Origin of the sequence: Limnohabitans sp. 2KL-51, from assembly GCF_003063645.1 — a bacterium.
GTDB lineage: Bacteria > Pseudomonadota > Gammaproteobacteria > Burkholderiales > Burkholderiaceae_C > Limnohabitans_A.
The window spans coordinates 86,695-113,421 of sequence record NZ_NESJ01000011.1 but is presented as its reverse complement, the minus strand read 5'-3'; the positions used below and the strand labels follow the sequence as shown (position 1 = coordinate 113,421).

The window sequence follows — 26,727 nt, the reverse complement described above, 5'->3', positions numbered from 1 at the left end:
CTCAATCCATCAAAGGGCAACAGCTTTTTCGATCACGACGTCTTCTTTCGGCACGTCACCGTGGCCGCCGCGGTTGCCGGTTTTCACGCCCTTGATCTGGTCGACCACTTCGGTGCCCTTGACCACTTTGCCGAACACGGCATAGCCCCAGCCTTGCATGGAGGGTGCGGTGTGGTTCAAAAAGTCATTTTTGGCGACATTGATGAAGAACTGGGACGAGGCCGAGTGGGGCGCCGAGGTGCGGGCCATGGCCACGGTGTACTCGTCGTTTTTCAGACCATTGTTGGCTTCGTTTTCGATGGTGGCATCGGTGGGTTTTTGGGTCATGCCGGGCTCAAAACCACCGCCCTGGACCATGAAGCCGGGGATCACACGGTGAAAAATCGTGTTGTTGTAGTGGCCCTTGTTCACATAGGCCAGAAAGTTTTCGGTCGACTTGGGGGCTTTTTCAGCGTCCAGTTCGAGGGTGATGACGCCGTAGCCGGTGATGTGCAGTTCGACTTGTGGGTTGCTCATGGTGTTACTTCAACAAAGTGATGGATTGGATGACAACCGGCGTCCGGGGAACATCGGTCGGGAAGGGGCCGCCTGCGCCCGTGGGCGTGTTGCGGATTTTTTGGACCACGTCCATGCCGGACGTGACTTTGCCAAAAACGGTGTAGCCGAACAGTTGGGGGGCGTTCAGCAGTTGGGCTCGGGCCACGTTCTCGTATACACGGCCTTGGTATTGAAATTTGGCGACCGGGTCACCGTCGGGGATCGGGGTGGGGTCCAAAAAGGCGTTGTCCACCACGTTGATGAAAAACTGCGCGGTGGCCGATTGCGGGTCGTTGGTGCGGGCCATGGCCAGTGTGCCCGTGGTGTTTTTCAGGCCAGCAGCCAGCGATTGGCGGCCTTCGTGCTGCACTGGGGCGCGGGTTTTCTTTTCTTTGAATTGGGCGTCGAAGCCGCCGCCTTGCACCATGAAGCCGGCAATCACGCGATGGAAAATCGTGCCCTCGTAGTGCTTGTCGTTCACGTATTGCAGAAAGTTGGCCACGGTTTTGGGGGCCTTGTCGGCGTACAGCTCGGCTTCGATCTCACCCATGGAGGTGCTGATGCGCACTTTGGGCGTGTTGGAGGGCGTGCTGGGGTTTTGGGCCTGTGCGCCCCATGGGGCCAGCAAGCTCAGGCTCAGGGCCAGGGCGGCCCAGCGGCGGTGGTGGTTCAGAGGGGACATGGTTAAAGGCATGGGAGGTTGATCGGTGGGGGCGTCATCCAGGCGACGCTGGCGACGCGGGTTTTCAGGGCGTGCGCATCACCTGTTCGGTGGCCAGTTGTTTGGTTTGCAATCGGGTTTGGGTGGGTGTGACGAGTCGGGCCCGCGCGAAGGCCTGTGAGGCCATGGCAAGGTGCAGATCACCCAGGTTTTCCAGGGCCAGCGCGTAGTCAGGCCTAGCCCTGAGGGCCGCGTGCAAGGCGGCCAGCGCCTCGTCGTGGCGGTTTTCGCGCACCAGCATGGCCGCCAGGTTGTTGTGGGGTTCTGGCAATTCGGGGAATGACTGGGTCAAAGCACGCAGCGTGTCCATGGCCGCTTGGGTTTGGCCCAGTCCGGTCTGGATATGGCTTTGCAAAAGGCGCATTTGCGGGTCGGTGGGCGCGGTTTTCAGACGGGCATCTGCCAAAGCCTGGGCTTGCGCCCATTGGCCGCTTTGGACCAAGGCGTTGACATCGTTGTACACGTCAGCCCGCACGCCCAGACTGCAAGTCCACAGAGTGCAAAAAGCCATACAACTGAGCCAGTTTCGCATGCGTACCCAAAGAAATAGGGGGGTTAAAAAAGACGCACCCGAGCCGCTGTGGGTGACGCGGGCCGGCGCAAAAAGAGCACCAGAGGCCTTGGCTCGGGGATATACTGATTGATCATTGTAGCGGAGCCCTTCGCTGTTTCCCGATAGACGAAAGTTGCCGCCAGCCCCGTGTGCGCTGGCTTTTTTGAGCCGTTGTAGCGTCGTTGTCTGAGCTGCCGTCATAGATGCGCAATGCTCAAGCGGCATTTGTTGACTGCCATTTTTTCGATTTGACATGAGTTTGCGCATTTTCAACACACTCAGCCGAGCTGTTTCCGAGTTTTCACCTGCCGATCCCGGCCATGTGCGCATGTACGTCTGTGGCATGACGGTCTATGACCTGTGCCATCTGGGCCATGCCCGCTCGATGATCGCCTTTGACGTGGTGCAGCGCTGGCTCCAAGCCAGTGGCTACCAGGTTACTTATGTGCGCAACGTGACCGATATCGACGACAAGATCATCAAACGTGCCCTTGAAAACGGCGAAACCATCCGCGGCTTGACCGATCGCATGATCGATGCGCTGCACCAGGACGCTGACGCCCTTGGGATTGAGCGCCCCCAACACGAGCCCCGCGCGACTGACTACGTGCCCCAGATGCTCAGCATGATTGGCACGCTCGAGCAAAAGGGCTTGGCTTACCGCGCTGGCAATGGCGACGTGAACTATTCGGTTCGCAAGTTTGCGGGTTACGGCAAGTTGTCTGGCAAGTCGCTGGACGAATTGAACGCCGGTGAGCGCGTGGCGGTGGAGGCGGACAAAAATGACCCGCTCGACTTCGTGCTCTGGAAGAGCGCCAAGCCCACCGAGCCCGAGGACGTTAAATGGGCGAGTCCCTTTGGCACGGGCCGTCCCGGCTGGCACATCGAGTGCTCAGCCATGGCCTGTGAGCTGCTGGGCCAGACCTTTGACATCCATGGCGGCGGGGCCGATTTGCAGTTTCCGCACCACGAAAACGAGATTGCCCAAAGCGAAGGCGCCAATGGCCAGCCTCTGGCGCGCTTTTGGATGCACAACGGCTTCATCAACGTGGACAACGAGAAGATGTCCAAGAGCCTGGGCAACTTCTTCACTATCCGCGATGTGCTGAAAGAGTTTGACGCTGAGACGGTGCGCTTTTTCATCGTGCGCAGCCACTACCGCAGCTCGCTCAATTACAGCGATGTGCACCTTAACGATGCCAAAGGGGCCCTGAAGCGCCTGTACACCGCATTGCAAACCGTGCCGGCCGCTGACGTGAGGCTCGATTGGGCTGACCCCATGGCCGCCCGATTCAAGGCCGCCATGGACGAAGACTTTGGCACCCCCGAAGCGGTGGCCGTGTTATTCGAATTGGCTGGTGAAGTCAACCGCAATGGCTCGGCCGAGCGTGCGGGTTTGCTCAAGGCATTGGGGGGCTTGCTGGGTTTGCTGCAAACCGACCCCACGGTTTACTTGCAAGCGGGTGCTGGCTTGGACGATGCCGCCATTCAGACCCTGATTCTGGCCCGGGCAGACGCCAAAAAGGCCAAGAATTTTGCCGAAGCCGACCGCATCCGCAACGGCTTGCTGGCCCAAGGTATCTTGCTGAAAGACTCGGCCGCTGGCACGACTTGGGAGTCGGCGCCATGACACTCAGCTCAAGCCTAGCGGTGATCCCTGTCACGCCCGCTTATTGGGCCGAGGCGTGCGCGCACCTGGCCAAAAAAGACCGGGTCATGAAAAAGCTTATCCCGCAGTTTGGCGATGCCATTTTGGAGACTCGTGGCGATGCTTTTGTGACCTTGGCGCGCTCCATCGTGGGCCAACAAATTTCGGTCAAGGCCGCACAGTCGGTGTGGGACCGTTTTGCGGCATTGCCCAAACGGATGTCGCCGGCTTCCGTGCTCAAGCTCAAGGTCGATGACATGCGGGCGGCGGGTTTGTCGGCGCGCAAGGTGGAGTACTTGGTTGATCTGGCGGTGCACTTCAGCTCGGGCGCGGTTCATGTGCAGGCTTGGCAAGAGATGAACGACGAGGCCATCATTGATGAGCTGGTGGCGATCCGCGGCATTGGCCGCTGGACGGCAGAGATGTGCCTGATCTTTCACCTGCTCAGACCTAATGTGTTGCCGCTCGATGATGTGGGTTTGATCAACGGCATCAGCCGTAACTATTTTTCGGGCGAGCCGGTGAGCCGCAGCGACGCCCGCGAGGTCGCGCAAGCCTGGAGCCCGTATTCGACCGTGGCAACTTGGTATATTTGGCGCTCGCTGGACCCTGTGCCGGTGGCGTATTGAGGGGCTGGACACCGCGTCCACCCGGAACCTGAACAGAGGAGTCAAACTTGGCCAAAAAAACATTTCTCGATTTTGAGCAACCTGTTGCCGAACTCGAAGCCAAGATCGAAGAGTTGCGCTATGTGCAGACCGAGTCGGCGGTGGACATCACCCTTGAAATTGATCAACTGAGCAAGAAAAGCCAGCAACTGACCAAAGACATCTACAGCGACCTGACCCCCTGGCAGGTCACCAAAATCTCGCGTCACCCCGAGCGCCCTTACACGCTGGATTACATCCACGGCATCTTCACCGACTTTGTGGAGATGCACGGTGATCGCCACTTTGCCGATGACCTGTCCATCGTGGGCGGTTTGGCCCGATTCAATGGCCAAGCCTGCATGGTGCTGGGCCAACAAAAAGGGCGCGATACCAAAGAGCGAACTTTGCGTAACTTTGGCATGAGCAAGCCCGAGGGCTACCGCAAAGCGCTGCGCCTCATGAAGACAGCCGAAAAATTCAAGCTGCCCGTTTTCACATTTGTCGACACGCCTGGCGCCTACCCTGGTATTGACGCCGAAGAGCGCGGCCAGTCTGAGGCCATTGGCCGCAACATTTTCGAGATGGCCCAGCTTGAGGTGCCCATCATCACCACCATCATTGGCGAAGGCGGCTCTGGCGGTGCATTGGCCATTTCGGTGGCCGATCAGGTGCTGATGCTGCAGTACTCGGTCTACTCGGTCATCAGCCCCGAAGGTTGTGCCTCGATCCTTTGGAAAACCAGCGAAAAAGCCGAGATCGCAGCCGACGCCTTGGGCATCACCGCCCACCGCCTGAAGGCCTTGGGCCTGGTTGACAAGATTGTCAATGAGCCTGTGGGCGGCGCCCACCGCGATACCGACCAAATGGTGTCCTTCCTCAAACGCGCTTTGGGTGATGCATGGCGTCAGCTGGCCGACCTCAAACCCAAAGAGCTGCTCGAACGCCGCCATGAGCGGCTGAACAGCTACGGGCGTTTCACCGACACCAAAGCGGGTAAATAAAAACTGCTGGTGATTCAGGCTTCACGCATGGCCCTAACACCGTTGCTGCCCATCGAACAGGCCCTGGCTGACTTCAGCCCGGGCCTTCCTTTTGCGGTGGCCTTCAGCGGTGGGGCCGACTCCACGGCTTTGCTGTGGGCCTGCGCCCGCCGCTGGCCTGGGCAGGTGAGGGCGGTGCACATTCACCACGGCTTGCAATTAGCGGCCGACGCGTTTGAAGCGCATTGCCGAGCGCTGTGCCAACAACTGAACGTGCCTTTGACCGTGAGAAAGGTGCAGGCGGGCCATGCCCAAGGCCAAAGCCCCGAAGACGCTGCCCGCAAAGCACGTTATGCGGCTCTGGCCGAAGCAGTGCAAAGCGAGTGGCCCGAGGTGCACGGCATCGCACTCGCCCAGCATGCCGACGACCAGGTGGAAACTTTGTTGATCGCCTTGTCGCGTGGCGCGGGCTTGCCCGGCTTGGCCAGCATGCCCTCTCATTGGCAGCGTCAGGGTCTCGATTGGTACCGGCCTTTTTTGGCGGTGCCCGGCGCGGCCTTGCGCGCGTGGATTCAAAGCCAAGGCCATAGCTGGGTCGAAGACCCCAGCAACACTGACGAAAGCTTCACCCGCAACCGCATCCGCGCCCGCGTGCTGCCCGCCTTGGCCGAAGCCTTGCCCGCTTTTCGTGAGACCTTTGCCCGCAGTGCCGCCCATGCCGCGCAGGCGCAAGAGATTTTGAACGAGGTGGCCGCGCAAGACATGGCACACATCGGTGCGCCCCCCCGCATCGAGGCTTTGCAGCGCTTGAGCCGAGCCCGCCAGGCACTGGTGCTGCGCCATTGGCTGCGGCTGCAGCACGCCACCACACCCAGCGCAGCGCAACTGAACGAGTTGCTGGACCAACTGACCGCTTGCACCACCCGGGGCCATCGGATCCATTTGAAGGTCGGTGTGGGCTTTGTGCAGCGCGAAGGCCAACACCTGAGTTGGCAAACCGCCTGACGCATCCGCCTGAATCCACCCTCTGAACCGACATGGGTGGGGCGGTTAGGTGGCTTGGCGGGTCAAGAACGCGTCAGCCTGGTGGATACAATCGAATGGCTTTGCCAAGGGTAAACCACTGGCAATCCATTGCAATCATTGAAGATGTGGCCTTGACAGAGCGCATCAGTAATTTTTTTCTATTCATCACTTCACATGGCTTTGATCGTTCACAAATACGGCGGTACCTCGATGGGCTCGACCGAGCGCATTCGCAATGTCGCCAAGCGCGTGGCCAAATGGGCCCGCGCTGGCCATCAGATCGTGGTGGTCCCCAGCGCCATGAGCGGCGAGACCAATCGCTTGCTCGGCCTGGCCAAAGAGTTGGCCCCGGCCAAACCCGGCGATGACTACAGCCGCGAACTCGACATGCTGGCTTCGACCGGCGAGCAAGCTTCGTCTGCACTGCTTGCCATTGCCTTGCAATCCGAAGGCCAGCCCTCGGTCAGCTACGCTGGCTGGCAAGTGGCCATTAAGACCAACAGCGCTTTCACCAAGGCACGCATCGAGTCGATCGATGACATGCGTGTGATGGGTGACTTGAACGCTGGCAAGGTGGTCATCATCACCGGCTTTCAAGGCGTGGACGACAACGGCAACATCACCACGCTCGGCCGTGGCGGCTCGGACACCTCGGCCGTGGCCGTGGCTGCTGCCCTCAAAGCGGCCGAATGCCTGATCTTCACTGATGTTGACGGCGTTTACACCACCGACCCCCGCGTGGTGCCCGAGGCCCGTCGCCTGAAAACCGTGAGCTTTGAAGAGATGCTCGAGATGGCCTCTCTGGGCTCAAAGGTCTTGCAAATTCGTTCGGTCGAATTTGCTGGTAAATACAAAGTGCCTATGCGCGTGCTCTCGAGCTTCACGCCCTGGGACATTGACATCAACGAAGAAGCCGCATCTGGCACCCTGATTACTTTTGAGGAAGACGAACAAATGGAACAAGCTGTCGTTTCCGGCATCGCTTTTAACCGCGACGAAGCCAAAATCTCCGTGGTGGGCGTACCTGATAAGCCTGGTATTGCGTACCAAATTCTTGGCGCTGTTGCCGATGCCAACATCGAAGTCGATGTGATCATTCAGAACCTGAGCAAAGACGGCAAGACCGACTTCAGCTTCACAGTGCACCGCAACGACTACGCCAAGACCATCGACCTGCTCAAGGAAAAAGTGCTGCCTTCATTGGGCGCGGCTGAAGTGTTGGGCGACGCCAAGATCTGCAAAGTTTCGATTGTCGGCATCGGCATGCGCAGCCATGTGGGCGTGGCCAGCAAGATGTTCCGAAGCCTGAGCGAAGAGGGCATCAACATCCAAATGATCTCGACTTCCGAAATCAAAACCTCGGTTGTGATCGACGAGAAATACATGGAACTGGCCGTTCGCGCCCTGCACAAGGCCTTCGACCTGGACCAAGCCTGAGTTATAATTTATCCCACTGGAAACGTGACCGAGTGGCCGAAGGTGCTCCCCTGCTAAGGGAGTATGGGGTGTAGAGCCTCATCGAGGGTTCGAATCCCTCCGTTTCCGCCAGTGACTCCTTTCAATGTTTCAATCCTTCAAACACCTGTTTAAAGTGATTGATCTGATTGGATTTTTTCTTCTAAAAAACAGGTACCTCGCAGCCTCTGAAAAACCACTTTTTCAGAAAGGCGCCAACCTTTTTCTTTCGGGGAAAAAAGTCCGCTCCGAAAAAAACAGACTTTGGGCGAAATTAGCTCCGAAACTTTGGGGTCCAACTTGCTGGCTAGCTTAACCCGAGCCCGTCTAAGCTCCTGCTAGCTCAACCATGTCGAGATCGTTCATCCAGGCCGCCATGAAATCCACAAATACGCGCACTTTCGCCGAAACTGGCTTGTAGTCTAGGAAAACGGCGTATACATCGCGGCTGGGCAGTGAGTACTCTGGGAGCACCACGCGAAGTAGCCCAGAGCGAACATAGCGTGCGATATCCCAGCCCGATCGCATCATGATGCCTTGGCCGTCGAGTGCCCAGTTGAGCGCAACCTCGCCGTCGTTGCAGCTCATACGCCCGCGCACCCGTACGTTTTCAACGGTGTCACCTCGAACAAAGCTCCATACGCCAAAAGACGTGTCATTACTTCGCACGACGATACACTGATGATGCGCGAGATCGTTCAGTGAGTGGGGTGTGCCGTGCGCCTCTAGGTAAGTCGATGCCGCGCACAGATGCCGTCGGTTCAATGCAATGCGGCGTGCCAGCAAGTTTGAGTCGGGCAGATCGCCAAGCCTTATGGCAACGTCGATGCCTTCATTCGACATGTTCACGGGATGGCCTGAAAGAACCAGCTCAACCTCTAGGTCGGGGAACTCGCGCATGAATGCGGAAATGGCAGGCGCGACGCGAACCCGCCCGAAATTGAGCGGCGCATTGACGCGTAGCAGTCCCACCGGCAGTTCGGCCGAACGAACCATCGTTTGGTCGAGCGCATCAATCGCAGCAAGAATTTCCCTACCCTTGTCGAAATAGATCTGCCCTTCCGGCGTGATGCTAAAGGTGCGCGTCGTGCGATTGATAAGGCGCACTCGCAACCTCTTCTCAAGATGCGCAAGGCGTTTACTGAGCGCCGCGGGTGTCAGACCCAGCGCGCGCGCTGCAATTGACAGGTTGCCGTACCTGACGATTTGCTGAAAGAATGCGATCTCTCCCTGGTCATCCATCTTTAACTTTCTGGAACGATTGAATTGAAGCAAAGCAACAACTGCACGGGCGCATCAAGCTCTAAACTAAAGATTCGGGTCGACGAGATGTTGCTTCATGTCGCAACACCGTTCTGATGCGTTTAATTTTAATGTTTTATCCGAGGATCATCTGTGGCGAATATTGTTAACTCCCTTCCGGGCGCCCGCCTTCGGGTAATTCTGGCTGCATTCATATCGGTGTTGTCTGCAGGGGCTTTTGCCCAGGCTGCGTATCCGACTCAGCCGATCCGCATCATCAATCCGTCGGCCGCAGGGTCATCTTCCGACATCTCGGCGCGTCGGCTCGCGGACGGCATGGCAAAAATTCTTAATACGACTATAACGGTCGAAAGCCGCCCTGGCGCTGGCGGCGGAATCGGCTCCGAGTTCGTGGCTCGCGCACCCGCTGACGGCTATACCCTACTGGCCGGCACCATCAACACGCACGGAATAAATTCAGGCCTTTACAAAAGCCTACGCTATGACCCTGTGAAAGACTTTATCCCGGTCATCAAAATCAACTCTTTCGCAAACGTCTTCGTGGTTAATCAGCAAGTCAAGGCTAATAGCTTTACTGAATTCGTGGCACTGGCCAAGAGCAGGTCCGCTGAGCCGATGACCTTCGCCTCGGGCGGACAAGGGACGACTATGCACATCCTAGGTGAGCTGATTAAGAACGACGCCGCCATTCCTTACACGCACGTGCCCTATCCAGGCAGCCCCAAGGTGTTCAGCGACCTGATCCCTGGTCGCGTCGATAGCTTCTTTGCGGGTAGCGCGTTGCTCAAACCATTCATTGATGCTGGAACTCTCAAACCGCTCGCCGTCAGCTCAAGCACCCGCCTTCCATCGCTACCAAATGTGCCGACTATGCGCGAGCTCGGTCTGCAGCGCGCCGAAATGCAGATTTGGATCGGCCTGTTCGCACCGGCCAATACCCCTGCTAACGTGATTGAGACCCTTACAAAAGCCGCCCGCCAAGTGCTCGGAGATCCTGCAATCATCCAAGCCTTCCGCAATGAAGGCTCGACTGTCGAGAAAGGTACACAGCCCGAGTTCGCGGCCGAAGTGCAATCCGAGGTGACCCGCTGGAAGAAAATCGGAACCGAGCTGAACCTAACCAATTAATATTTAACCCAATGACGACGCAAGATATTGATTCATCGGAGGAATTCTTCGAGCGCAATGCACACCTGATGTCAGCGGATGAAATTGATGCGCTTCGCAGGTTCGGCGTAGGTCGGCGAATTGGATTCGGAAGAAAGCCCGCATTGCTAGTGATCGACGCGCAGAAGTACATGGTCGAGCCAGCGGATTCCTCAAAATCAGACCAGTACCCTGCCGCTTGCGCTTCCGGCGCGGCGGCCATGCCGGTCATCGCACAAATGACCGCTGCATTCCGTGCTGCCGGTACGCCGATAATCTACACGCGAAACCTGCTGCGCCGCGATGGCGCAGACCGCGGGCTAAAGCGCTTTCCCGAAAAACTGCTAGCGCTTGAAGGGTGGTTCATTGAAGGGAGCAAAGGTGCAGAATTCATCGATGCTGTTGCCCCTCATGCCGAGGATATCGTCATCACCAAACCCAAGCCGAGTGCGTTCCATGGTACCCCTTTGACTGGCCTGTTGATTAATCGTGGGATAGACACGGTGGTGATCGTCGGTGGCGCCACCAGCAACTGCGTGCGAGCCACTGCTATCGAAGCATCGGCCTACAACCTTCGCACGATTATCGTTCGGGAAGGCGTGTTCGACCGCGTGCGTCTGTCTCATGAAGTGACACTGATGGACATAGATCGGCAAATGGGTGACGTGGTTGATGCGGATGAGGTGGTACGTTATCTTTCCAGGCTTAACTAAGTAGCCGCCGCCAAGGCCACGCCATGACGAAACGCATTTGGGATTCGTACCTTAGTGAGACCGACCGGCAATGGGTCGATTCACGCCCGGCGCGTCCGATGCGCCTGGGAAAATACCCCGCGCTGCTGCTGATCGACCTCTACAGAGGCGGTTTTGGCGATGTACCGGAGCCGCTTCTCGATTCAGTTCGTACCTGGCCATGGAGCTGTGGAATGAATGGCTGGAACGCGCTTCCTAACATCTTGAAACTGCTGACAGCCGCGCGGACCGCTCGCATTCCTGTCATACATTCGACCATGCGCGATTCATCGGACGGACTCGCTGGCTGGATGGATGCGCTGCACTCTAAGGGCGCTGGGTCGCTCGCGGGCCTGCAGGCAGGCAATTCCCGCCGCGCGCGAGAGATCATTCCTGAAGCAGCGCCGTTGCCGGGAGAACCCGTGATCGCGAAGTCCGCGCCAAGCGCGTTCGCATTCACACCTCTCCTCGCGCACCTGCGTGATCTCGGTATTGACACCGTTATGGTCGCGGGAATGGCGACCAGCGGCTGCGTCCGCGCCACAGTGATCGACGGCGCCACAAACCGATACCGGATGGTCGTGGTCGAGCCATGCGTATTTGACCGTATCGAGGCATCGCATGCGATGAGCCTATTCGACATCGATCAGAAATACGGCGACGTCGTGGGACTCGATGTCGCTCTTTCATTCATAAAGGAAAATTCCTGATGAGACTTGCAGTTCTTGATGACTATCAATCTGTTACTTTCCGGTTCGCCGATTGGGCGCGGCTTGCTAACCAAGGCGTGAGCGTAGTGCCTTTTGCCGACCATGTGAACGATCCAGATGCGCTGGTCGCGCGCCTGTCAGATTTCGACGCGGTGATGCGGGTGCGCGAGCGCACTGAGTTCCCGGTCGCGGTTCTCAATAAGCTGCCGCGCCTCAAGCTGATTCTGGCAACCGGCATTCGCAACGCCGACTCGATAGATCTGCATGCCGCGCGGGCGCTGGGTATCACGGTATGTAACACCGAGGCCTTGCAGCGTGAGACCGTTGAAGTGACTTGGGGCCTCCTGATCTCGCTCTTCCGCGGGCTCCCACGCGAGATGGTGTCGCTTCGTAGTGGCGGCTGGCAGCTGGGCATTGGCCGGCGCATGACAGGTAAAACCCTGGGTGTTGTGGGCTTTGGCACTATGGGCATTCCAGTTGCACGCGTGGCGAAGGCATTCGAGATGGAAGTGCAGGCCTGGAGTCCAAATCTTACATCGGTGCGCACCGATCCGCATGGCGTGAAAGCGGTGTCGAAAGAAGAACTGTTCGCGACCTCCGACGCGATCACGGTCCATGTGCCGATGAGCCCGGCTACGCGCGGCTTGGTTGGTCGCGAGGACATCGCTCTCATGAAGTTGGATGCGGTGATCATCAACACCTCGCGCGCACCAATCATCGACCAAGCCGCCGTGATTGAGGCACTGCAGCAAAAGCGAATCGGCGGCATGGGCGTCGATGTGTACGATAGCGAGCCGCTCGCGCAGGACCATCCGTATCGCCATCTCGTCAACGTCGTCGCCACGCCGCACATCGGCTATGTGACGGAGGAAAACTACCGACTGTTCTTCGGACAGTCCCTGGAAAACCTCGAAGCGTTCCTCAAAGGCGCACCCTTGCGCGTCATCAACTGATCGTCACCATGCAACTGAAAGACATTGCGCGCGTTATCCGCAGCAAGAATGCTGGGCCAAGGACAACGACCCTCGACATCATCTTCTCAAATTTGGACGATTTTGACAAAGCTCGCGAGAGTGGTGCATTAAATGTATCTGCCATGAGCGTCCTTTATGGAGTGGATGCGACAAAGGTGAAGGTTATCGAATACCCACTTGGCTGCGCCATCAAGGTTGTCATTCCACGTCGCCTGACTGCCGGGGACCCTGGGGATCGCGACGTGTACGGGGCGCAACAGCACCGCCGGCTACTAGGTATTGAACTGAAGGTACAAACATGAGCGCGAGCATGAAACTCATCAACGAGTTCCGCAACGGAAAGCGCAGGCCACTGCTTTTGCTGGGAGCATCTGGTCAGCTCGGCTATGGTATCCCCACCCCGGCTTTTGAAGCTGGCCTCCAACGAAAGCCAGACCTCATCGGCTGCGATATGGGCTCCATTGATATTGGGCCGTACTATCTGGGCAGCGGGCAGATGGCGACTTCGTCTGCCGCAACCAAGCGAGATCTACGCAAGGTCATACTGGCGGCCCGTCGGCTCGACATTCCGCTTGTGATCGGTTCGGCTGGCTCGGCAGGCGCGGCTTCCCATCTTGAGCAAACTCTCGCGCTGGTACGCGACATCGCACGCGAGGAAAAACTGCACTTTCGCCTTGGTGTGATTTCGGGTGATATCGACAAAGGCATTGTCATTGCCGCCATCGAAGCTGGTGGCGTAGTCGGCATCGACGACATGCCGACGCTGACCGCGGAAGAAGTAAAAGCATCCGCGAATATTGTCGGCCAAATGGGCATGGAAGCCTTCCAGCGTGCCCTTGCCGCGGATGTTGACATATTAATCGCAGGCCGTGCATGCGATACCGCGATCTTTGCCTCGTTGCCGGCGATGCTCGGCTTTCCGGTCGGACTCTCGATCCACATGGCTAAGATCATCGAATGCGCCTCACTTTGCTGCTTGCCGGGAGGTCGTGACACTATCCTCGCCACCCTGGACGACGAGGGATTCGAGCTCGAAAGCATGGCGGTTCAAAGAAGCGCAACTCCAATGTCAGTCGCGGCGCACAGTCTCTATGAACAGAGCGACCCTTTCGTCATCATCGAGCCCGAGGGTCGAGTCGACCTGACCTCGGCAATATACGAAGCCATCGACGAGCGCCGGACACGGGTGAGTGGTGCCAAATGGATCGAAGCTCCTCGCGTCAGCGTGAAGATTGAAGGCTCGTGCGTGGTGGGCGAACGCGCGACGCTGCTTTGTGCCGCTGCCGACCCACTCTTCATCAAGGGCCACCGGGATATTCTTGAGGGCGTGCGTATCGTCGTTCGCGATCTGGTCTGCGAAGATACAACCGAAGATTATTCTCTTTTTTGGCGTGTTTACGGAGTAGATGGTGTAAGCGAGGCGCCGCCAGACGCAGTGCTGCCGCACGAGATCTTTTTGCTTGTTGAGTGCATCGCGCCGACGCTGGAACGTGCGGAGGAAGTCGTGCGTACCATGAAGCAGTACCTGCTTCATTATGGATATCCCGGCCGGCTTTCAACTGGCGGGAACTTGGCTTTTCCGTTCACGCCACCAGAAGTCTCGCTAGGCACTGCCTATCGCTTCAACGTCTATCACATCATGACAACCGACCGGTACGCCGAGTTGTTCCCGCTAAAAGTTGAAACGCTATAGACGAAGTTGGGAGGGAACTAAAATAGAATAACAGCCAGAACCAAGCCTGTGAGATTCGTTTCACAGGCTTTTTTCTTGGCCACTGCCCTTTGCCGAGGGGCAGTTTTCAGTCCATCAGTTCACCATGACCAGCTTTCCCTTGACGCTGCGCGAACCCATCAAGGCGTAGGCGGCTTTGATGTCGCTCATGGGCAGGGTGCGGTCCAACACGGGTTTGATCTTGCCTTGGCCATACCACTGGGCCAACTCGCCCATCATGGCCGCGTTGGCTTGGGGTTCGCGCCTGGCAAAGTCGCCCCAAAACACACCGACCAAAGAGGCGCCCTTGAGCAAGGTCAGGTTCAGCGGCAGCGATGGGATGGGGCCACCTGCAAAGCCCACCACCAAGTAGCGTCCACGCCAAGCAATGGAGCGGAAAGCGGGCTCGGCCAGATCGCCGCCCACAGGGTCATACACCACGTCGGGGCCTTTGCCCTCGGTCAGGGTTTTCAGGGCTTCGCGCAGGTTTTGGGTGCTGTAGTTGATGGTGGCATCGGCCCCCAGTGCGGTGCACAGGGCGCATTTTTCGTCGGTCGATGCCGCCGCAATTACTTTGGCTCCCACCGCTTTGGCAATCTGAATGGCTGCTGTGCCCACGCCGCCTGCAGCGCCGAGCACCAGCACGGTTTCACCCGCTTTGAGGGCGGCGCGGTCCACCAGCGCATGGTGCGATGTGGCGTATGTCATGATGAAGGCTGCGCCATCGGTGGCCGGAAAACCAGCGGGTAAGGGCATGCACAGTTTGGCCGGGGCCAAGGTGTGGGTGCCAAAGCCGCCCGTGCCCGACAGACAGGCCACGCTTTGGCCGACCTTCAGGTGCGTCACGCCTTCACCCAGGGCTTGCACCGTGCCTGCGTATTCCGAGCCCGGCACAAAGGGCAACTCGGGCTTCATCTGGTATTTGTTTTGCACGATCAACAGATCGGGGAAATTCAGGCTGGCCGCCTGGATTTGGATGAGCACTTGGCCTGGCCCGGGTGTGGGGGTGGGCAGCTCTTTCCAGGTGAGGGCGTCAACGCCCGTGGGGTTCTCGCAAAGCCAAACATGCATGCCGTGTCTCCAAATGGAATCAGATTTCAAAAACGGTGATCTTAGGCATTCAGGCTCGGCCCTTCATGTCCCCCTAGCGACCGCATGCCAAGTCTGGCCGTTTCGCTGAAAGCGTCATGCCGATTTCGCCACATCCTCGCCCTACAATGGCCTATTCCACAAGCGTTCACCTATGAAAATCCTGATCTCCAACGACGATGGCTTTCGGGCAGAGGGCATCGTGGCCTTGTACAACGCGCTCAAGGATATTGCCGATGTTGAAGTGGTGGCCCCAGAGCACAACAACAGCGCCAAATCGAATGCCCTGACCCTGCACACGCCGCTGTATGTGAACCGGGCCGACAATGGGTTTCGGTATGTCAATGGCACGCCCGCCGATTGTGTACACATCGCCTTGACGGGTTTGTTGGGTTACCGGCCCGACTTGGTGATTTCGGGCATCAACAACGGCGCCAACATGGGCGACGACACCTTGTATTCGGGTACCGTGGGCGCAGCCATGGAGGGCTATTTGTTTGGCATTCCGGCCATTGCAGTGTCGCAAATCGACAAGGGCTGGGCGCATCTGGATGCAGCAGCCAGCACAGTCCAACGCATGGTTCAACAAATGGTACATCAAAATTTGATTGGCACGCAGCCTTGGTTGCTGAATGTGAACATTCCCAACTTGCCAGTGGCGCAAATCAAGTCGCCCAAGGTGTGCCGCCTGGGTCGGCGTCATGCGGCCGAGCCGGTCATCACCCAGGTGGACCCACGGGGCCAGACCATGTACTGGATTGGCGCAGCCGGTGCCGCCATGGACGACAGCGTCGGCACCGATTTCCACGCGGCAGACCTTGGGCATGTGGTGGTCACGCCTTTGAAGGTGGATTTGACCGAGCATGACCACCTGCAGGCCTGGAGTCAGAACTGCGCTCGCCTTTGGCCACAGGATGAGGCATGAAACCCAGGCCCAGTTTTCCGGCCAAATTGCCGCCTGCTGGGGGGCAACCTGCGTTGGCTTTGAACCCTCTGGCGGTCCAGGTCAATCCCCGCCCTGTTGCAGTGGGCCAGGAGCCACGCATTGGGCGGGTCAGTCCGGCGTCGGGGCGGTCATCGCCTTTGTTGTCCGTGCCTGTGTCCAGCGGTTTGGGGCTCGATTCGGGCGCAGTGCGTGCCCGCATGGTGGCCAAATTGGCCGAGCAGGGGGTGCAGGATCCGTGGGTCTTGCAGGCTATGGGCCAGGTGGAGCGGCACCGTTTTGTCGAAACCGCTTTGGCGGGGCAAGCGTACGAAGACACCAGTTTGCCCATTGGTTTGGGGCAGACCATCTCCAAGCCCAATGTGGTGGCCCGCATGATCGAGTTGCTGAGACAAGACGCGCCGGGCAAACTGGGTCGGGTGCTGGAAATCGGCACCGGCTGTGGCTATCAGTCTGCAGTGCTCAGCCACCTGGCGAGTGAGGTTTACAGCATCGAGCGCTTGCGCGGATTGCACGAAAAAGCCAAAAAAAATCTACTGCCGTTTCGCCTGCCCAATGTGCACCTGATGCTGGGCGACGGCATGTTGGGTTTCCCCAAAGGGGCGCCTTACGCCGGGATCATTTCGGCAGCCGGTGGCGATGAGGTGCCCGTAGTCTGGCTGGAGCAACTGGCCGTCGGGGCCAGGCTGGTGGCCCCCACGGTCACTGCCTCGGGGCATCAGGCTTTGGTGGTGATCCGCAGAACGGCCACAGGCTATGACCGACAAGTCTTGGAGGCCGTTCACTTTGTACCCCTAAAATCGGGTATTGCATGAAGGAATGGCACCGGATGATGTTGCGTGAAGTTTTTCGTTTGGGTTTCTCAGCTTTGACGCTGCTTGTATTGGCCGCGTGCACATCTTCGCCCCGTACCCCGGCACCGGTGGAAACACGCGGTTCCAGCCCCAAAGTGAGTGCCCAGGCAACTGTGACTGCGCCAGCGCCTGCGGCCGAGACGGTGAAGGCGATGCCGGGTACAGAAAACGCCGGCAAGCCAGGGTTTTATACCGTGCAGCGTGGCGACACTTTGACCCGCATTGCCTTGGACCACGGCCATTCCTGGCGCGATCTGGCCAGTTGGAACAGCTTGCCCAATGCCCACTTGATCGAGGTGGGGCAGGTTTTGCGTGTGGCACCTCCAAACGCCACGGTGGAAGCCAGTGGCGTGGTGGTGCAGCCCTTGGGCAGTGCAGAAACGGCGGCAGCGCCCAAACCAGCCTCGGCACCCACACCAGCGCCGTCTGCCAACGACGAAGGTCTTGGCTTTGCCTGGCCCGCCAGCGGCAGCGTGATTGGCGGTTTTGACGAGGCCAAGAACAAAGGCCTCGACATTGGCGGCAAGGCGGGAGACCCGGTGCTGGCCGCAGCCGATGGGCAAGTGGTCTATGCAGGCTCAGGTTTGCGCGGCTATGGCAACTTGATCATCCTCAAGCACAACAACACCTTTTTGACCGCCTATGCGCACAACCAGGCCTTGTTGATCAAGGAGGACCAGAAAGTACGCAAGGGCCAAAAAATCGCTGAAATGGGCAAGACGGATGCCGACCGTGTGAAGCTGCATTTCGAGATTCGCCGTCAAGGCAAACCGGTGGACCCGGCCAAATACCTGCCTGCGCGCTGAAGCGCAGAGTCGACCGTCAGCCCAACGGGACCGAACATGACTTGGCCTGTTTTGGTGTTTGACATCGAAACCATCCCCGACATGGCGGGGTGGCGTAAGCTGAATTCGACGGACTCGGAGCTGACAGACGCCCAAGTGCATGCCCAGTGGCAAGCCGCGCGGGCCGCAGAAGGAAAAAGCGATTTCATGCCCCTGTACCTGCAGCGCATCCTGTGCATCAGTTGTGTGTTTCGCAATGCCGAGGGTTTGCGCGTTCACTCCTTCGTCGACCGCGACGGGCAAAGCGAGGCAAAGGTGGTGCAGACCTTTTTTCAGGCCATCGAAAAGCACGCCCCGCAATTGGTCAGCTGGAACGGCAGCGGCTTCGATTTGCCGGTGCTGCACTACCGAGGCTTGATGCACGGCGTGGTGGCCGACAAATACTGGGATCTGGGCGACGATGACCGCGAGTTCAAGTGGAACAACTACATCTCGCGCTACCACATGCGCCACCTGGACCTGATGGATCTGCTGGCCAAATACACGCCCAAAAACAATGCCCCTATGGACGCGCTGGCCAAGCTGTGCGGCTTTCCCGGCAAGCTGGGCATGGACGGCTCACAGGTTTATGCGCAGTTTCAAGCCGGGCACACCGAAGACATCCGTCGCTACTGCGAAACCGATGTGATGAACACCTACTTGCTTTATTGCAGGTTTCAGAAAATGCGCGGCGGTTTCACCGAGGCCGAATACACGCAGGAAATTGCCTTTGTCAAAGACCAGCTGGGCAACTTGGCCATGCAAGAGTCTCACTGGCAGGAATACTTGAAAGCCTGGATCTGACGCTTCCTTGTGAAACTGTGCGTTGGGCCCTTAATGCAGGCCTCACATCCTGAGACAATCAGGGCATGAGCGATCCAGACATTTCCCTTTCCCAAGCCCAAGCCGAAGAACCCGGTCACAACAGTGACGATTTACCTGAGGGCTGGCTGCGTGTGGGCTCTCTGGACATGGATGCCCAAGGCATCGCCCGCCGCCCTGACGGCAAAGTCGTGTTCATTGAAGGGGCCTTGCCCTTTGAGCTGGTGTCGGTCAATGTGCACCGTAAAAAGAACAACTGGGAGCAGGGTACCGTCACCCAAATTCACCACGAGTCGTCGCAACGCGTACGGCCAGGCTGCCCGAATTTTGGTCTGCACGCCGGCGCCTGCGGCGGCTGCAAGATGCAGCACCTGGAGGCTTCGGCCCAAGTGGCCATCAAGCAAAGGGTGCTCGAAGACAACCTTTGGCACCTGGGCAAAGTCAAAGCCGAAACCATGCTGCGCCCCATTGAGGGGCCGACTTGGGGCTACCGTTACCGCGCACGTTTGTCGGTGCGTTACGTGATCAAAAAAGGCGAAGTGCTGATCGGATTCCATGAGCGCAAAAGCCGTTACATCGCCGACATGAAAGTGTGCCCTGTGCTGCCGCCGCATGTCAGTCGCATGTTGCTGCCATTGCGCGCCTTGATTGGGCAGATGGAGGCCCGCGAAACCTTGCCCCAGTTGGAGCTGGCCTGCGGCGACGAGGTCACGGCTTTGGTGCTGCGCCATCTGGAAACCTTGAGCGAGGGCGACAAAGCCCTGCTGCGGGCATTTGCCGCCGAGCACCAAGTGCAGTGGTGGCTGCAGCCCAAAGGCCCGGACACGGTGCATTTGCTGGACGAGGGTGGTGCGAAGCTCAGTTACGGTCTGCCCGACTTTGGCATCACCATGCCATTTCGGCCCACCGATTTCACCCAGGTCAACCCCTTCATCAACCGCGTGCTGGTGGCGCGCGCGCTGCGCCTGCTGCAGGCGCAAAAAACGGAGCGGGTGATCGACTGGTTCTGCGGTCTGGGCAACTTCACCTTGCCGCTTGCCTCGCAAGCGGGGGAGGTGCTCGGCATTGAAGGGGCCGAGACCCTGGTCGCGCGTTCACGCGACAACTACGCCCGCAACCAAGCCACACGGACCGAAGGCCAGGCCTTGGCCCCCACGCAGTTTGTGGCGCGCAATTTGTTCGATATGACGCCTGAGATGCTGGTGGCCGACGGCACCGCCGACAAATGGCTCGTGGACCCACCGCGCGAAGGCGCCTTTGCCCTGAGCAAGGCGCTGGCCGAGTTGCACGTCAACCAGGACCTGCGCCAGGGCTGGACTCCGCCCCAGCGCATTGTTTATGTGAGTTGCAACCCGGCCACACTGGCCCGAGATGCCGGAATTCTGGTGCACCGTGCAGGTTACCGCTGTGTGGCTGCAGGGGTTATCAACATGTTCGCGCACACCGCGCATGTGGAGAGCATGGCGGTGTTTGAGCTGGCCTGAAGACACTCAATTGGAAGCGGGCTATTGGCCACTCAGGCACAAAAAAGGCTCCCGAAGGAGCCTTTTTGGTTTGGTAAGCTGAAACGTCTCAGTCTTTTTCACCGCCCATGATGCCCAGCAGGGCCAACAGGCTTTGGAAGATGTTGAACACGCTCATGTAGAGGGCCAAGGTGGCGCTGATGTAGTTGGTTTCGCCGCCATCCAGGATGCGCTTGATGTCATACAGCAAGAAGGCGCTGAAGATGCCGATGGCCAAGGTTGAAATCACCATCATGCCGACTGTGGAGCCCACAAACACGTTGATGATGCCGCCCACCATCAGGACCATGGCCCCGACGAACAACCATTTGCCCATGCCCGACAGATCACGCTTGATGACGCTGGCCAGGCTGGCCATGACAAAGAACACACCGGCGGTGCCCGCAAATGCGGTCATCACCAGGTCAGAGCCGTTCTTGAAACCCAGCACCATGGCGATCATGCGCGAGAGCATCAGGCCCATGAAGAAGGTGAAGGCCAGCAAAACAGGCACGCCAGCGGCCGAGTTTTTGGTTTTCTCGATGGCGTACATGAAACCGAATGCGCCACCCAGGAAAACGATCAGGCCCATGAAGCCTGTCAAGGATTGGGTGATGCCTGTTTCCACGCCGACCCATGCGCCCAGCACGGTGGGCAGCATGCTCAGGGCGAGCAACCAATAGGTGTTGCGCAGAACGCGGTTGCGTGCGGCCAGGTCCACATGGCCCCACTCGGCGGAATTGAGAGTGCGTAAGTCGCTCATGGTTTATCTCCTTAACTCGCCTTGGATCAAGGCTGAGCATTATTCTAAATGCCCCGCTCTGCAAGGTCGATGGGTTTAGGGATTTCCGTCAGGCCATGGGGTTATCCGGGTGATTCAGTTTTGCCTTGGGGTGTGCAATTGACGAGTCAGCGCCCGTGTATGCTTGATGTTTTTAACCCCAGTCCTTTAAATCAACATGAAAACACAAGCCACTTTGGAACTGTCCGATGTGAAAGCCATCGCCGCTGCGGCCGAAGCCGAAGCCCTGAAAAACAGCTGGGCTGTGAGCATTGCCATCGTCGATGGCGGCGGCCATTTGCTGCATTTCGCCCGTTTGGACGGCGCGCCACCGATTTCATCCCACATCGCACCCGCCAAAGCCCACACGGCCGCCCTGGGCCGCCGTGAATCCAAAGTCTACGAAGACGTCATCAACGGTGGCCGCACGTCCTTTTTGTCGGCCCCGACCATTCAAGGCATGCTAGAAGGCGGCGTGCCGATCATGAAGGACGGTTTTTGCTTGGGCGCTGTAGGCGTCAGCGGCGTCAAGTCGACCGAAGACGCGCAGATCGCCAAAGCCGGAATCGCCGCCATCGGTCTGTGATCTAGCACGAGCCCGTGGCTGCTTGGCAGCCGCTGGGACACAAAAAAGCCCGCTAATCGAGCGGGCTTTTTTGTGGGACGCTGTTGGTACTGCGTGGCCTTCGATCAATACAGGTCGAGTACAGCGCCTTTGCTGGCGCTCGAGGCGTTGAAGGCAAATTTGGCTTGCACGCCGCGGGTGTAACGCGGCGCAGGTGCAGTCCAGCCTTCGCGGCGCTTGGCCAGTTCGGCCTCAGGCACGTTCAACTCAAGGACCAATTTGTGCGCGTCGATGGTGATGCTGTCGCCTTCATGCACAAACGCGATGTTGCCGCCGGCTGCGGCTTCGGGGGCAACGTGGCCCACCACCATGCCCCACGTGCCACCCGAAAAGCGGCCGTCGGTGATCAGGCCCACACTCTCGCCCAGACCTGCGCCAATCAGCGCGCCCGTGGGGGCCAGCATTTCGGGCATGCCGGGGCCGCCTTTGGGGCCGAGGTAGCGCAAAACCATCACATCGCCTGCCAGAATCTTGCCTGCCAAGATGGCTTCGAGGGCCGATTGCTCGTCATCGAACACGCGGGCCGGACCAGTGATGACCGGGTTTTTCAGGCCGGTGATCTTGGCCACAGCACCTTCGGGTGACAGGTTGCCCTTGAGGATGGCCAGATGGCCTTCGGCATACATGGGCTTGTCAATCGGGCGGATCACGTCTTGGTCGGCGCGTGGAACTTCCGGCACGTCTTTCAGGTTTTCGGCAATGGTTTTGCCCGTGATGGTCATGCAATCGCCGTGCAGCAAGCCGGCTGCCAGCAAGGTTTTCATGACTTGGGGGATACCGCCCGCTTGGTGCAGGTCCACGGCCAAGTACTTGCCGCTAGGCTTCAGGTCGCAAATGACGGGGATTTTCTTGCGCATGCGCTCGAAATCATCAATCGTCCACTCCACGCCAGCGGTGTGGGCAATGGCCAAAAAGTGCAGCACCGCGTTGGTGGAGCCGCCCGTGGCCATGATCACAGCCACAGCGTTTTCGATGGCTTCCTTGGTGACGATGTCGCGGGGCTTGAGGTCTTTTTTGATGGCTTCGATCAAGACCTTGGCAGACTCTTTGGCAGAGTTTTGCGTTTCATCATGGGGGTTGGCCATGGTGGACGAGTAGGGCAGGGACATGCCCAAAGCCTCAAACGCCGAGGACATGGTGTTGGCGGTGTACATGCCGCCGCAAGAACCCGTGCCCGGAATTGCCCGCTTTTCAATTTCCTTGAGGTCAAAGTCGCTGAGTTTGCCCGCAGCGTTTTCACCTACCGCTTCGAACACGCTGACGATGTTCAGGTCTTTACCCTGGTAGCGGCCTGGCAAGATGGTGCCGCCGTAGACGTAAATGGCGGGCACGTTGGCGCGCAACATGCCCATCATGCCGCCGGGCATGTTTTTGTCGCAGCCACCGACGACCAAAACGCCATCCATCCACTGACCACCGACGCAGGTTTCAATGCAGTCTGAGATGACTTCGCGGCTGACGAGCGAATATTTCATGCCCTCGGTGCCCATGGCCATTCCGTCCGAGATGGTGGGTGTGCCAAACACCTGAGCGTTGCCGCCGGCTTCTTCAATGCCTTCGATGGCTGCATCGGCCAGTTTTTGCAAGCCGCTGTTGCATGGGGTGATGGTGCTGTGGCCGTTGGCCACGCCCACCATGGGTTTGACGAAATCGCCCTCTTCGTAGCCCATGGCGTAGTACATCGAGCGGTTCGGGGCACGGGATTTGCCCTGCGTGATGTTGGCGCTGCGGCGGTTGATGGGGGTGATCGGGATGATTTTGTCGCTCATGGTGGTGTCTCTGTAGAAGCCCAAAAGAAGGTCGCCACATTCTAACGGGCGCTTGCCTGGCCTTTGTGTCCAGTGCGAGGCATCTCCGGTGCACAATCCGGGCATGCTGATCCATCCTCAAATTGACCCCGTCGCCCTGCAGTTGGGCCCCTTGGCCATCCACTGGTATGGCCTGACCTATTTGGCCGCTTTTGGTCTGTTTTTCTGGCTGGGCGTTCGGCGTCTGGGCCATGCGTCCTTCCAGCACCTGCCGCAGTGGCAAAAACGCGATGTAGAAGACATCTTGTTTTTGGGCGTGCTCGGCGTCATTTTGGGTGGTCGCGTGGGGTACTGCCTGTTTTACAAACCGGCGTATTACCTGTCTAACCCGCTCGAAATCTTCGCCATCTGGCAAGGCGGTATGAGTTTTCATGGGGGTTTGTTGGGCGTTATCTTGGCCATGGTTTGGTTTGCCCGCAGCCGAGAGCGGTCGTTTTTGCAGGTCATGGATTTTGTGGCGCCTTGTGTGCCAACGGGACTTGCCGCCGGTCGAGTGGGCAATTTCCTGAATGGCGAGCTTTGGGGCCGGGTGGCCGACCCCTCGCTGCCTTGGGGCATGGTGTTTCGGGGGGCGGGCGATTTGCCACGCCATCCGTCGCAGCTGTACCAAATTGCATTGGAAGGCTTGCTGCTGTTTGTGCTGTTGTGGTGGTTTGCCCGCAAAGACCGACCCACGGGCCAAGTGTCAGCGGCCTTTTTGCTCGGTTACGGTTTTTTCCGTTTCGTGGCCGAATTCTTCCGCGAACCCGATGCGCATCTGGGCCTCTTGAGCTTGGGCATGAGCATGGGCCAGTGGTTGTGTGTGCCGATGATGTTGGGCGGCGTGGTGTTGTGGGTCATGGCGGCACAAAAGAAGTTTTGATGTTGCCTGGCCACTGACACAATCGGGTCAAGCAACTGAGAGAAACTCATCCAGAATTTATTTCTCCAAACTCAAAGGATCAGGCGCATGACTTTGCAACGCAGACATCTCTGGCTCTTTGCCTTTTCCACCCTGTTGCTCGGTGCCTGCTCGGGCATGCGGCCCACCAGCGAAGCACCCCGGCCACCGGTGGTCTTTGTTCACGGCAATGGCGACTCGGCTGCCTTGTGGCAAAGCACGATGTGGCGCTTTGAATCCAATGGTTGGCCGCGCGAGCGCCTGCATGCCATTGATGTGCCTTATCCCTTGGCGCGAGACGCAGACAACAGGCCCCAAGCGGGCCGCACTTCCACTGCCGAGCACATGGCTTTTTTGCGCGAAGAAGTGCAAGCGGTCTTGAAGCGCACGGGTGCTGCGCAGGTGGTCTTGGTCGGCAACTCGCGGGGTGGCAATGCCATCCGGAACTTCATCTGCAATGGCGGCGGACAAAACCTCGTCAGCCATGCGGTGCTGGGCGGCACACCCAATCATGGTGTTCAGGCCATTCCAGGCGTCAACGAAGCCAATGAATTTTCTGGCACCGGACCCTTTTTGAGTCAGCTCAATGCGCCCAAAAATGCGCAAGGCGACGAGGTGTGTGGCCCCGCCAAATGGCTGACCATCCGCTCGGACAACAACGACAAATTTGCCCAGCCCGATGGCCTTTGGATTGGCATGAAAGGCAAAGCGACTAACGTGACTTTTGCCGGCCCGGAGCTCAAAGGCGCGACCAACGTGGTCATCCCGCGCATTGACCACCGGGAAACGTCTTATTCGGCAGCGGCTTTTGAAGCCACCTACCGGTTCATCACGGGTCGCACGCCTGCTTTGGACATCCAAACCGAGGCTTCGGTGCTTTTGAATGGCAAAGTGGTGGGTCTGGGTTTGAATCCGATCGACGCGCAGAGTGGCAACTTTGTGAACAATTTGCCATTGGCCGGTGCAAGCCTTGATGTGTACGAGATCGACCCTTTGACGGGCCAGCGCAAAGGTGCTGCGGTGCACCAAAAAACGGTGGGTGCCGACGGGCTTTGGGGGCCCTTCAAAGGCACATCACAAGCAGCCTATGAGTTTGTCATCACGGCCAAAGGCTATGCCACGACACACATTTACCGCAGCCCATTCCCGCGCTCGAGCGGCATCGTTCACATGAAGCCCGAGCGCGTGGCCGAGGCCGACCGGTCGGCTGCGGCACTGGTCAGTTTTGTGCGACCCCGTGGCTACTTTGACCCGCCGCGTGACAGCATGCGCCTGGACGGCAAGACGAGCTTGCCGGGGGTGCCCCCCGGAGCGGGCGTGGCCAGTTCCAAACTGCGGCTGGATGACAAAATCCAGCGAACTGTGGCCGCTGAATTCAACGGCGAGCGCTTGGTAGGCTTGACCTGGCCCATGGCCGAGGGCCGCACCACGGTGCTGGAGTTGACTTATTGAGCATTGCCCTGCGTGGGCTTGGTTTTTTTTCGGTTCTCAATGACATTCAGGGTGGCAGAAGGCAATTCGCCAAACAGCTTCTTGTAATCCTGCGCAAACTGGCTCAAATGCCAGAAGCCCCAATGCGAGGCGATGTCTTGGATAGTGACGCCCGGGACAGCGTGTCTTAGTGCGCGGCGCACCCCGTTCAGCCGCAGTGAACGCAGGTATTTGACCGGGGTTGTGCCCAACACGTCCTGAAAACAATAGTTGAGCTTGCGTCGGCTCGTTCCGACGCGGCTGCACACCTCCAGAATGGACATCGGTTCGTCGGCATGGCCTAGCATCAGTTCGCAGGCGCGGTCCACCAGTTTTTTGCGCCGCTCCAGGGTGGGCAGCTCGGAGGTGTCGACCCGCGCGGGCAGGGCTTCAAGCCACTCCATCAAGATTTCGTCACGCAATTGGCGCAAGGCCTGCTCATCATGTTGCCGGTGGGCCAATGCGCTGGCCTGGTCGAGCACAGTGAGCTGCAGGTCGCGCAGGTTCTGTGCCTTGATGTCGGTGGTTTGCAGCACCAGCTGCTTTTCGAGCCAATGGGCCAGTGGCTTTTGGTACATGCGCTCCCACAGTGGGTTCAGCAGGCTGCGGTTAACCACCACGGCCATCAGGGTGAAGTGGGGCGGAGTGGTCAGGTCCACTTCGTCGCCCTTGCCACACATGATGGCGTGGGCGGGCACCCGTTGGCCGTTGAAAAACAGGTCCGGCGAGTCCTGCAACGCCATGGCAAAGCCATACACGCTCTCGTCGAGCCTCCCGCGCTGGCGCAGGGCGATGCTGGTGTCTTCGCGCAGCAGGGTGACTTCGGGCAGTTGCACCTGGTGGATGCGCCCCTTGAACTGGCCGGGCGAGAGCTGCTCGTATTGCAGCGCCCAGCCCTGTTGGGCCAGGGCGTGCTGGTCCATGTCCTGGGTGTCCAGCACCTGGACCCAAGGTGAAGAGGGGACATGAAGGGGGGCGGGTGTGCTCATCAAAGGCTCAAAACACGGCGCAAATGCATAGCCCT

The 26,727-nt window shown here is 58.7% G+C and carries 27 protein-coding genes and 1 tRNA gene; 20 read left to right on the top strand and 8 right to left on the bottom strand.

What is annotated here, in order from left to right:
- Positions 1–9: 9 nt before the first annotated feature.
- The 3 genes from B9Z49_RS13085 to B9Z49_RS13075 all read right to left on the bottom strand — a co-directional run bounded on the left by B9Z49_RS13085 (position 10) and on the right by B9Z49_RS13075 (position 1,769).
- Complete coding sequence (locus tag B9Z49_RS13085) at positions 10–516, bottom strand: peptidylprolyl isomerase (RefSeq protein WP_108353890.1); 507 nt, start codon at positions 514–516, stop codon at positions 10–12.
- A gap of 4 nt (positions 517–520) precedes the next feature.
- A complete protein-coding gene (locus B9Z49_RS13080; protein WP_108353889.1) occupies positions 521–1,219 on the bottom strand; it encodes a peptidylprolyl isomerase in 699 nt (232 codons plus the stop codon).
- A gap of 64 nt (positions 1,220–1,283) precedes the next feature.
- Positions 1,284–1,769: a tetratricopeptide repeat protein gene (locus B9Z49_RS13075; RefSeq protein WP_233254617.1), complete on the bottom strand. Its 486-nt coding sequence runs from the start codon at positions 1,767–1,769 to the stop codon at positions 1,284–1,286.
- Between the two features lie 295 nt (positions 1,770–2,064).
- Between B9Z49_RS13075 and cysS the strand changes: the two genes are divergently transcribed.
- The 6 genes from cysS to B9Z49_RS13045 all read left to right on the top strand — a co-directional run bounded on the left by cysS (position 2,065) and on the right by B9Z49_RS13045 (position 7,663).
- Complete coding sequence (gene cysS, locus B9Z49_RS13070; RefSeq protein WP_108353887.1) at positions 2,065–3,441, top strand: cysteine--tRNA ligase; 1,377 nt, start codon at positions 2,065–2,067, stop codon at positions 3,439–3,441.
- Complete coding sequence (locus B9Z49_RS13065; protein WP_108353886.1) at positions 3,438–4,088, top strand: DNA-3-methyladenine glycosylase; 651 nt, start codon at positions 3,438–3,440, stop codon at positions 4,086–4,088. The genes cysS and B9Z49_RS13065 overlap by 4 nt, the downstream gene beginning before the upstream one ends.
- Positions 4,089–4,135: 47 nt before the next feature.
- Positions 4,136–5,110, top strand: a complete 975-nt coding sequence (locus tag B9Z49_RS13060) for an acetyl-CoA carboxylase carboxyltransferase subunit alpha (RefSeq protein WP_108353885.1) — start codon at positions 4,136–4,138, stop codon at positions 5,108–5,110.
- 27 nt (positions 5,111–5,137) lie between these two features.
- Positions 5,138–6,094, top strand: coding sequence for a tRNA lysidine(34) synthetase TilS (tilS, locus tag B9Z49_RS13055; protein ID WP_108353884.1), 957 nt, complete (start codon positions 5,138–5,140; stop codon positions 6,092–6,094).
- Between the two features lie 195 nt (positions 6,095–6,289).
- A complete protein-coding gene (locus B9Z49_RS13050; protein WP_108353883.1) occupies positions 6,290–7,552 on the top strand; it encodes an aspartate kinase in 1,263 nt (420 codons plus the stop codon).
- An 18-nt stretch (positions 7,553–7,570) separates the two neighbouring features.
- Positions 7,571–7,663, top strand: a tRNA-Ser gene (locus B9Z49_RS13045).
- 234 nt (positions 7,664–7,897) lie between these two features.
- Here B9Z49_RS13045 and B9Z49_RS13040 read toward each other — a convergent pair.
- On the bottom strand, positions 7,898–8,812 hold the full coding sequence (locus B9Z49_RS13040) for a LysR family transcriptional regulator (RefSeq protein ID WP_108353882.1): 915 nt from the start codon (positions 8,810–8,812) through the stop codon (positions 7,898–7,900).
- A gap of 153 nt (positions 8,813–8,965) precedes the next feature.
- On the opposite strand from B9Z49_RS13040, the gene B9Z49_RS13035 reads away from it, so the two are divergent.
- The 6 genes from B9Z49_RS13035 to B9Z49_RS13010 are packed head-to-tail and all read left to right on the top strand — an operon-like array spanning position 8,966 to position 14,087.
- Positions 8,966–9,961: a tripartite tricarboxylate transporter substrate binding protein gene (locus B9Z49_RS13035; RefSeq protein WP_108353881.1), complete on the top strand. Its 996-nt coding sequence runs from the start codon at positions 8,966–8,968 to the stop codon at positions 9,959–9,961.
- Positions 9,962–9,972: 11 nt separating this feature from the next.
- A complete protein-coding gene (locus tag B9Z49_RS13030; RefSeq protein ID WP_108353880.1) occupies positions 9,973–10,692 on the top strand; it encodes an isochorismatase family protein in 720 nt (239 codons plus the stop codon).
- Between the two features lie 23 nt (positions 10,693–10,715).
- Positions 10,716–11,420, top strand: coding sequence for an isochorismatase family protein (locus B9Z49_RS13025; protein ID WP_108353879.1), 705 nt, complete (start codon positions 10,716–10,718; stop codon positions 11,418–11,420).
- Complete coding sequence (locus B9Z49_RS13020; protein ID WP_108353878.1) at positions 11,420–12,373, top strand: D-2-hydroxyacid dehydrogenase family protein; 954 nt, start codon at positions 11,420–11,422, stop codon at positions 12,371–12,373. Before B9Z49_RS13025 ends, B9Z49_RS13020 begins: the two co-directional genes overlap by 1 nt.
- 8 nt (positions 12,374–12,381) lie before the next feature.
- The gene (locus tag B9Z49_RS13015) at positions 12,382–12,696 is read left to right on the top strand and encodes a DUF4387 domain-containing protein (protein WP_108353877.1); all 315 of its coding nucleotides are present in this window, start codon (positions 12,382–12,384) and stop codon (positions 12,694–12,696) included.
- An 8-nt stretch (positions 12,697–12,704) separates the two neighbouring features.
- Positions 12,705–14,087: an acyclic terpene utilization AtuA family protein gene (locus tag B9Z49_RS13010; RefSeq protein ID WP_233254616.1), complete on the top strand. Its 1,383-nt coding sequence runs from the start codon at positions 12,705–12,707 to the stop codon at positions 14,085–14,087.
- A 114-nt stretch (positions 14,088–14,201) separates the two neighbouring features.
- Here B9Z49_RS13010 and B9Z49_RS13005 read toward each other — a convergent pair whose 3' ends face one another.
- The gene (locus B9Z49_RS13005) at positions 14,202–15,176 is read right to left on the bottom strand and encodes an NADPH:quinone oxidoreductase family protein (RefSeq protein ID WP_108353875.1); all 975 of its coding nucleotides are present in this window, start codon (positions 15,174–15,176) and stop codon (positions 14,202–14,204) included.
- A gap of 172 nt (positions 15,177–15,348) precedes the next feature.
- On the opposite strand from B9Z49_RS13005, the gene surE reads away from it, so the two are divergent.
- The 5 genes from surE (at position 15,349) to rlmD (ending at position 20,121) form a co-directional block, all read left to right on the top strand.
- Positions 15,349–16,119: a 5'/3'-nucleotidase SurE gene (gene surE / locus B9Z49_RS13000; RefSeq protein ID WP_108353874.1), complete on the top strand. Its 771-nt coding sequence runs from the start codon at positions 15,349–15,351 to the stop codon at positions 16,117–16,119.
- On the top strand, positions 16,116–16,952 hold the full coding sequence (locus B9Z49_RS12995) for a protein-L-isoaspartate(D-aspartate) O-methyltransferase (protein WP_233254615.1): 837 nt from the start codon (positions 16,116–16,118) through the stop codon (positions 16,950–16,952). The genes surE and B9Z49_RS12995 overlap by 4 nt, the downstream gene beginning before the upstream one ends.
- A 14-nt stretch (positions 16,953–16,966) precedes the next feature.
- Complete coding sequence (locus B9Z49_RS12990; protein WP_108353955.1) at positions 16,967–17,797, top strand: peptidoglycan DD-metalloendopeptidase family protein; 831 nt, start codon at positions 16,967–16,969, stop codon at positions 17,795–17,797.
- Positions 17,798–17,833: 36 nt separating this feature from the next.
- Positions 17,834–18,619: a 3'-5' exonuclease gene (locus B9Z49_RS12985; RefSeq protein ID WP_108353873.1), complete on the top strand. Its 786-nt coding sequence runs from the start codon at positions 17,834–17,836 to the stop codon at positions 18,617–18,619.
- A gap of 65 nt (positions 18,620–18,684) precedes the next feature.
- Entirely contained in the window at positions 18,685–20,121 is a 1,437-nt protein-coding gene (rlmD, locus tag B9Z49_RS12980; protein WP_108353872.1) for a 23S rRNA (uracil(1939)-C(5))-methyltransferase RlmD, read from the top strand.
- 88 nt (positions 20,122–20,209) lie between these two features.
- On the opposite strand, the gene B9Z49_RS12975 is transcribed toward rlmD, so the two are convergent.
- Entirely contained in the window at positions 20,210–20,902 is a 693-nt protein-coding gene (locus B9Z49_RS12975) for a Bax inhibitor-1/YccA family protein (protein WP_108353871.1), read from the bottom strand.
- 196 nt (positions 20,903–21,098) lie between these two features.
- Between B9Z49_RS12975 and B9Z49_RS12970 the strand changes: the two genes are divergently transcribed.
- Positions 21,099–21,506 carry a heme-binding protein gene (locus tag B9Z49_RS12970; protein WP_108353870.1) on the top strand — a complete coding sequence of 136 codons (408 nt, stop codon included), beginning with the start codon at positions 21,099–21,101 and terminating at the stop codon, positions 21,504–21,506.
- A gap of 104 nt (positions 21,507–21,610) precedes the next feature.
- Here B9Z49_RS12970 and ilvD read toward each other — a convergent pair whose 3' ends face one another.
- The gene (gene ilvD / locus B9Z49_RS12965) at positions 21,611–23,314 is read right to left on the bottom strand and encodes a dihydroxy-acid dehydratase (protein WP_108353869.1); all 1,704 of its coding nucleotides are present in this window, start codon (positions 23,312–23,314) and stop codon (positions 21,611–21,613) included.
- Positions 23,315–23,417: 103 nt separating this feature from the next.
- On the opposite strand from ilvD, the gene lgt reads away from it, so the two are divergent.
- Together lgt and B9Z49_RS12955 are read left to right on the top strand one after the other, a co-directional pair.
- Positions 23,418–24,215, top strand: a complete 798-nt coding sequence (gene lgt, locus B9Z49_RS12960) for a prolipoprotein diacylglyceryl transferase (protein ID WP_108353954.1) — start codon at positions 23,418–23,420, stop codon at positions 24,213–24,215.
- A gap of 87 nt (positions 24,216–24,302) precedes the next feature.
- A complete protein-coding gene (locus tag B9Z49_RS12955) occupies positions 24,303–25,685 on the top strand; it encodes an alpha/beta fold hydrolase (protein WP_108353868.1) in 1,383 nt (460 codons plus the stop codon).
- On the opposite strand, the gene B9Z49_RS12950 is transcribed toward B9Z49_RS12955, so the two are convergent.
- On the bottom strand, positions 25,679–26,692 hold the full coding sequence (locus B9Z49_RS12950) for a helix-turn-helix domain-containing protein (RefSeq protein ID WP_158273497.1): 1,014 nt from the start codon (positions 26,690–26,692) through the stop codon (positions 25,679–25,681). The genes B9Z49_RS12955 and B9Z49_RS12950 overlap by 7 nt on opposite strands.
- Between the last annotated feature and the right edge of the window lie 35 nt (positions 26,693–26,727).

Bases quoted from the DNA above. Each gene is read 5' to 3' on its own strand.
- lgt (WP_108353954.1), top strand. From the start codon at position 23,418: ATGCTGATCCATCCTCAAATTGACCCCGTCGCCCTGCAGTTGGGCCCC.
- surE (WP_108353874.1), top strand. From the start codon at position 15,349: ATGAAAATCCTGATCTCCAACGACGATGGCTTTCGGGCAGAGGGCATC.
- B9Z49_RS12990 (WP_108353955.1), top strand. From the start codon at position 16,967: ATGATGTTGCGTGAAGTTTTTCGTTTGGGTTTCTCAGCTTTGACGCTG.
- B9Z49_RS12970 (WP_108353870.1), top strand. From the start codon at position 21,099: ATGAAAACACAAGCCACTTTGGAACTGTCCGATGTGAAAGCCATCGCC.
- B9Z49_RS13040 (WP_108353882.1), bottom strand. From the start codon at position 8,812: ATGGATGACCAGGGAGAGATCGCATTCTTTCAGCAAATCGTCAGGTAC.
- B9Z49_RS12950 (WP_158273497.1), bottom strand. From the start codon at position 26,692: ATGAGCACACCCGCCCCCCTTCATGTCCCCTCTTCACCTTGGGTCCAG.
- B9Z49_RS13010 (WP_233254616.1), top strand. From the start codon at position 12,705: ATGAAACTCATCAACGAGTTCCGCAACGGAAAGCGCAGGCCACTGCTT.
- B9Z49_RS13005 (WP_108353875.1), bottom strand. From the start codon at position 15,176: ATGCATGTTTGGCTTTGCGAGAACCCCACGGGCGTTGACGCCCTCACC.
- B9Z49_RS13025 (WP_108353879.1), top strand. From the start codon at position 10,716: ATGACGAAACGCATTTGGGATTCGTACCTTAGTGAGACCGACCGGCAA.
- B9Z49_RS13050 (WP_108353883.1), top strand. From the start codon at position 6,290: ATGGCTTTGATCGTTCACAAATACGGCGGTACCTCGATGGGCTCGACC.
- cysS (WP_108353887.1), top strand. From the start codon at position 2,065: ATGAGTTTGCGCATTTTCAACACACTCAGCCGAGCTGTTTCCGAGTTT.
- ilvD (WP_108353869.1), bottom strand. From the start codon at position 23,314: ATGAGCGACAAAATCATCCCGATCACCCCCATCAACCGCCGCAGCGCC.
- B9Z49_RS13085 (WP_108353890.1), bottom strand. From the start codon at position 516: ATGAGCAACCCACAAGTCGAACTGCACATCACCGGCTACGGCGTCATC.
- B9Z49_RS13020 (WP_108353878.1), top strand. From the start codon at position 11,420: ATGAGACTTGCAGTTCTTGATGACTATCAATCTGTTACTTTCCGGTTC.
- B9Z49_RS13030 (WP_108353880.1), top strand. From the start codon at position 9,973: ATGACGACGCAAGATATTGATTCATCGGAGGAATTCTTCGAGCGCAAT.
- B9Z49_RS12975 (WP_108353871.1), bottom strand. From the start codon at position 20,902: ATGAGCGACTTACGCACTCTCAATTCCGCCGAGTGGGGCCATGTGGAC.
- tilS (WP_108353884.1), top strand. From the start codon at position 5,138: ATGGCCCTAACACCGTTGCTGCCCATCGAACAGGCCCTGGCTGACTTC.
- B9Z49_RS13015 (WP_108353877.1), top strand. From the start codon at position 12,382: ATGCAACTGAAAGACATTGCGCGCGTTATCCGCAGCAAGAATGCTGGG.
- B9Z49_RS13075 (WP_233254617.1), bottom strand. From the start codon at position 1,769: ATGGCTTTTTGCACTCTGTGGACTTGCAGTCTGGGCGTGCGGGCTGAC.
- B9Z49_RS13080 (WP_108353889.1), bottom strand. From the start codon at position 1,219: ATGTCCCCTCTGAACCACCACCGCCGCTGGGCCGCCCTGGCCCTGAGC.
- rlmD (WP_108353872.1), top strand. From the start codon at position 18,685: ATGAGCGATCCAGACATTTCCCTTTCCCAAGCCCAAGCCGAAGAACCC.
- B9Z49_RS12955 (WP_108353868.1), top strand. From the start codon at position 24,303: ATGACTTTGCAACGCAGACATCTCTGGCTCTTTGCCTTTTCCACCCTG.
- B9Z49_RS13065 (WP_108353886.1), top strand. From the start codon at position 3,438: ATGACACTCAGCTCAAGCCTAGCGGTGATCCCTGTCACGCCCGCTTAT.
- B9Z49_RS12995 (WP_233254615.1), top strand. From the start codon at position 16,116: ATGAAACCCAGGCCCAGTTTTCCGGCCAAATTGCCGCCTGCTGGGGGG.
- B9Z49_RS12985 (WP_108353873.1), top strand. From the start codon at position 17,834: ATGACTTGGCCTGTTTTGGTGTTTGACATCGAAACCATCCCCGACATG.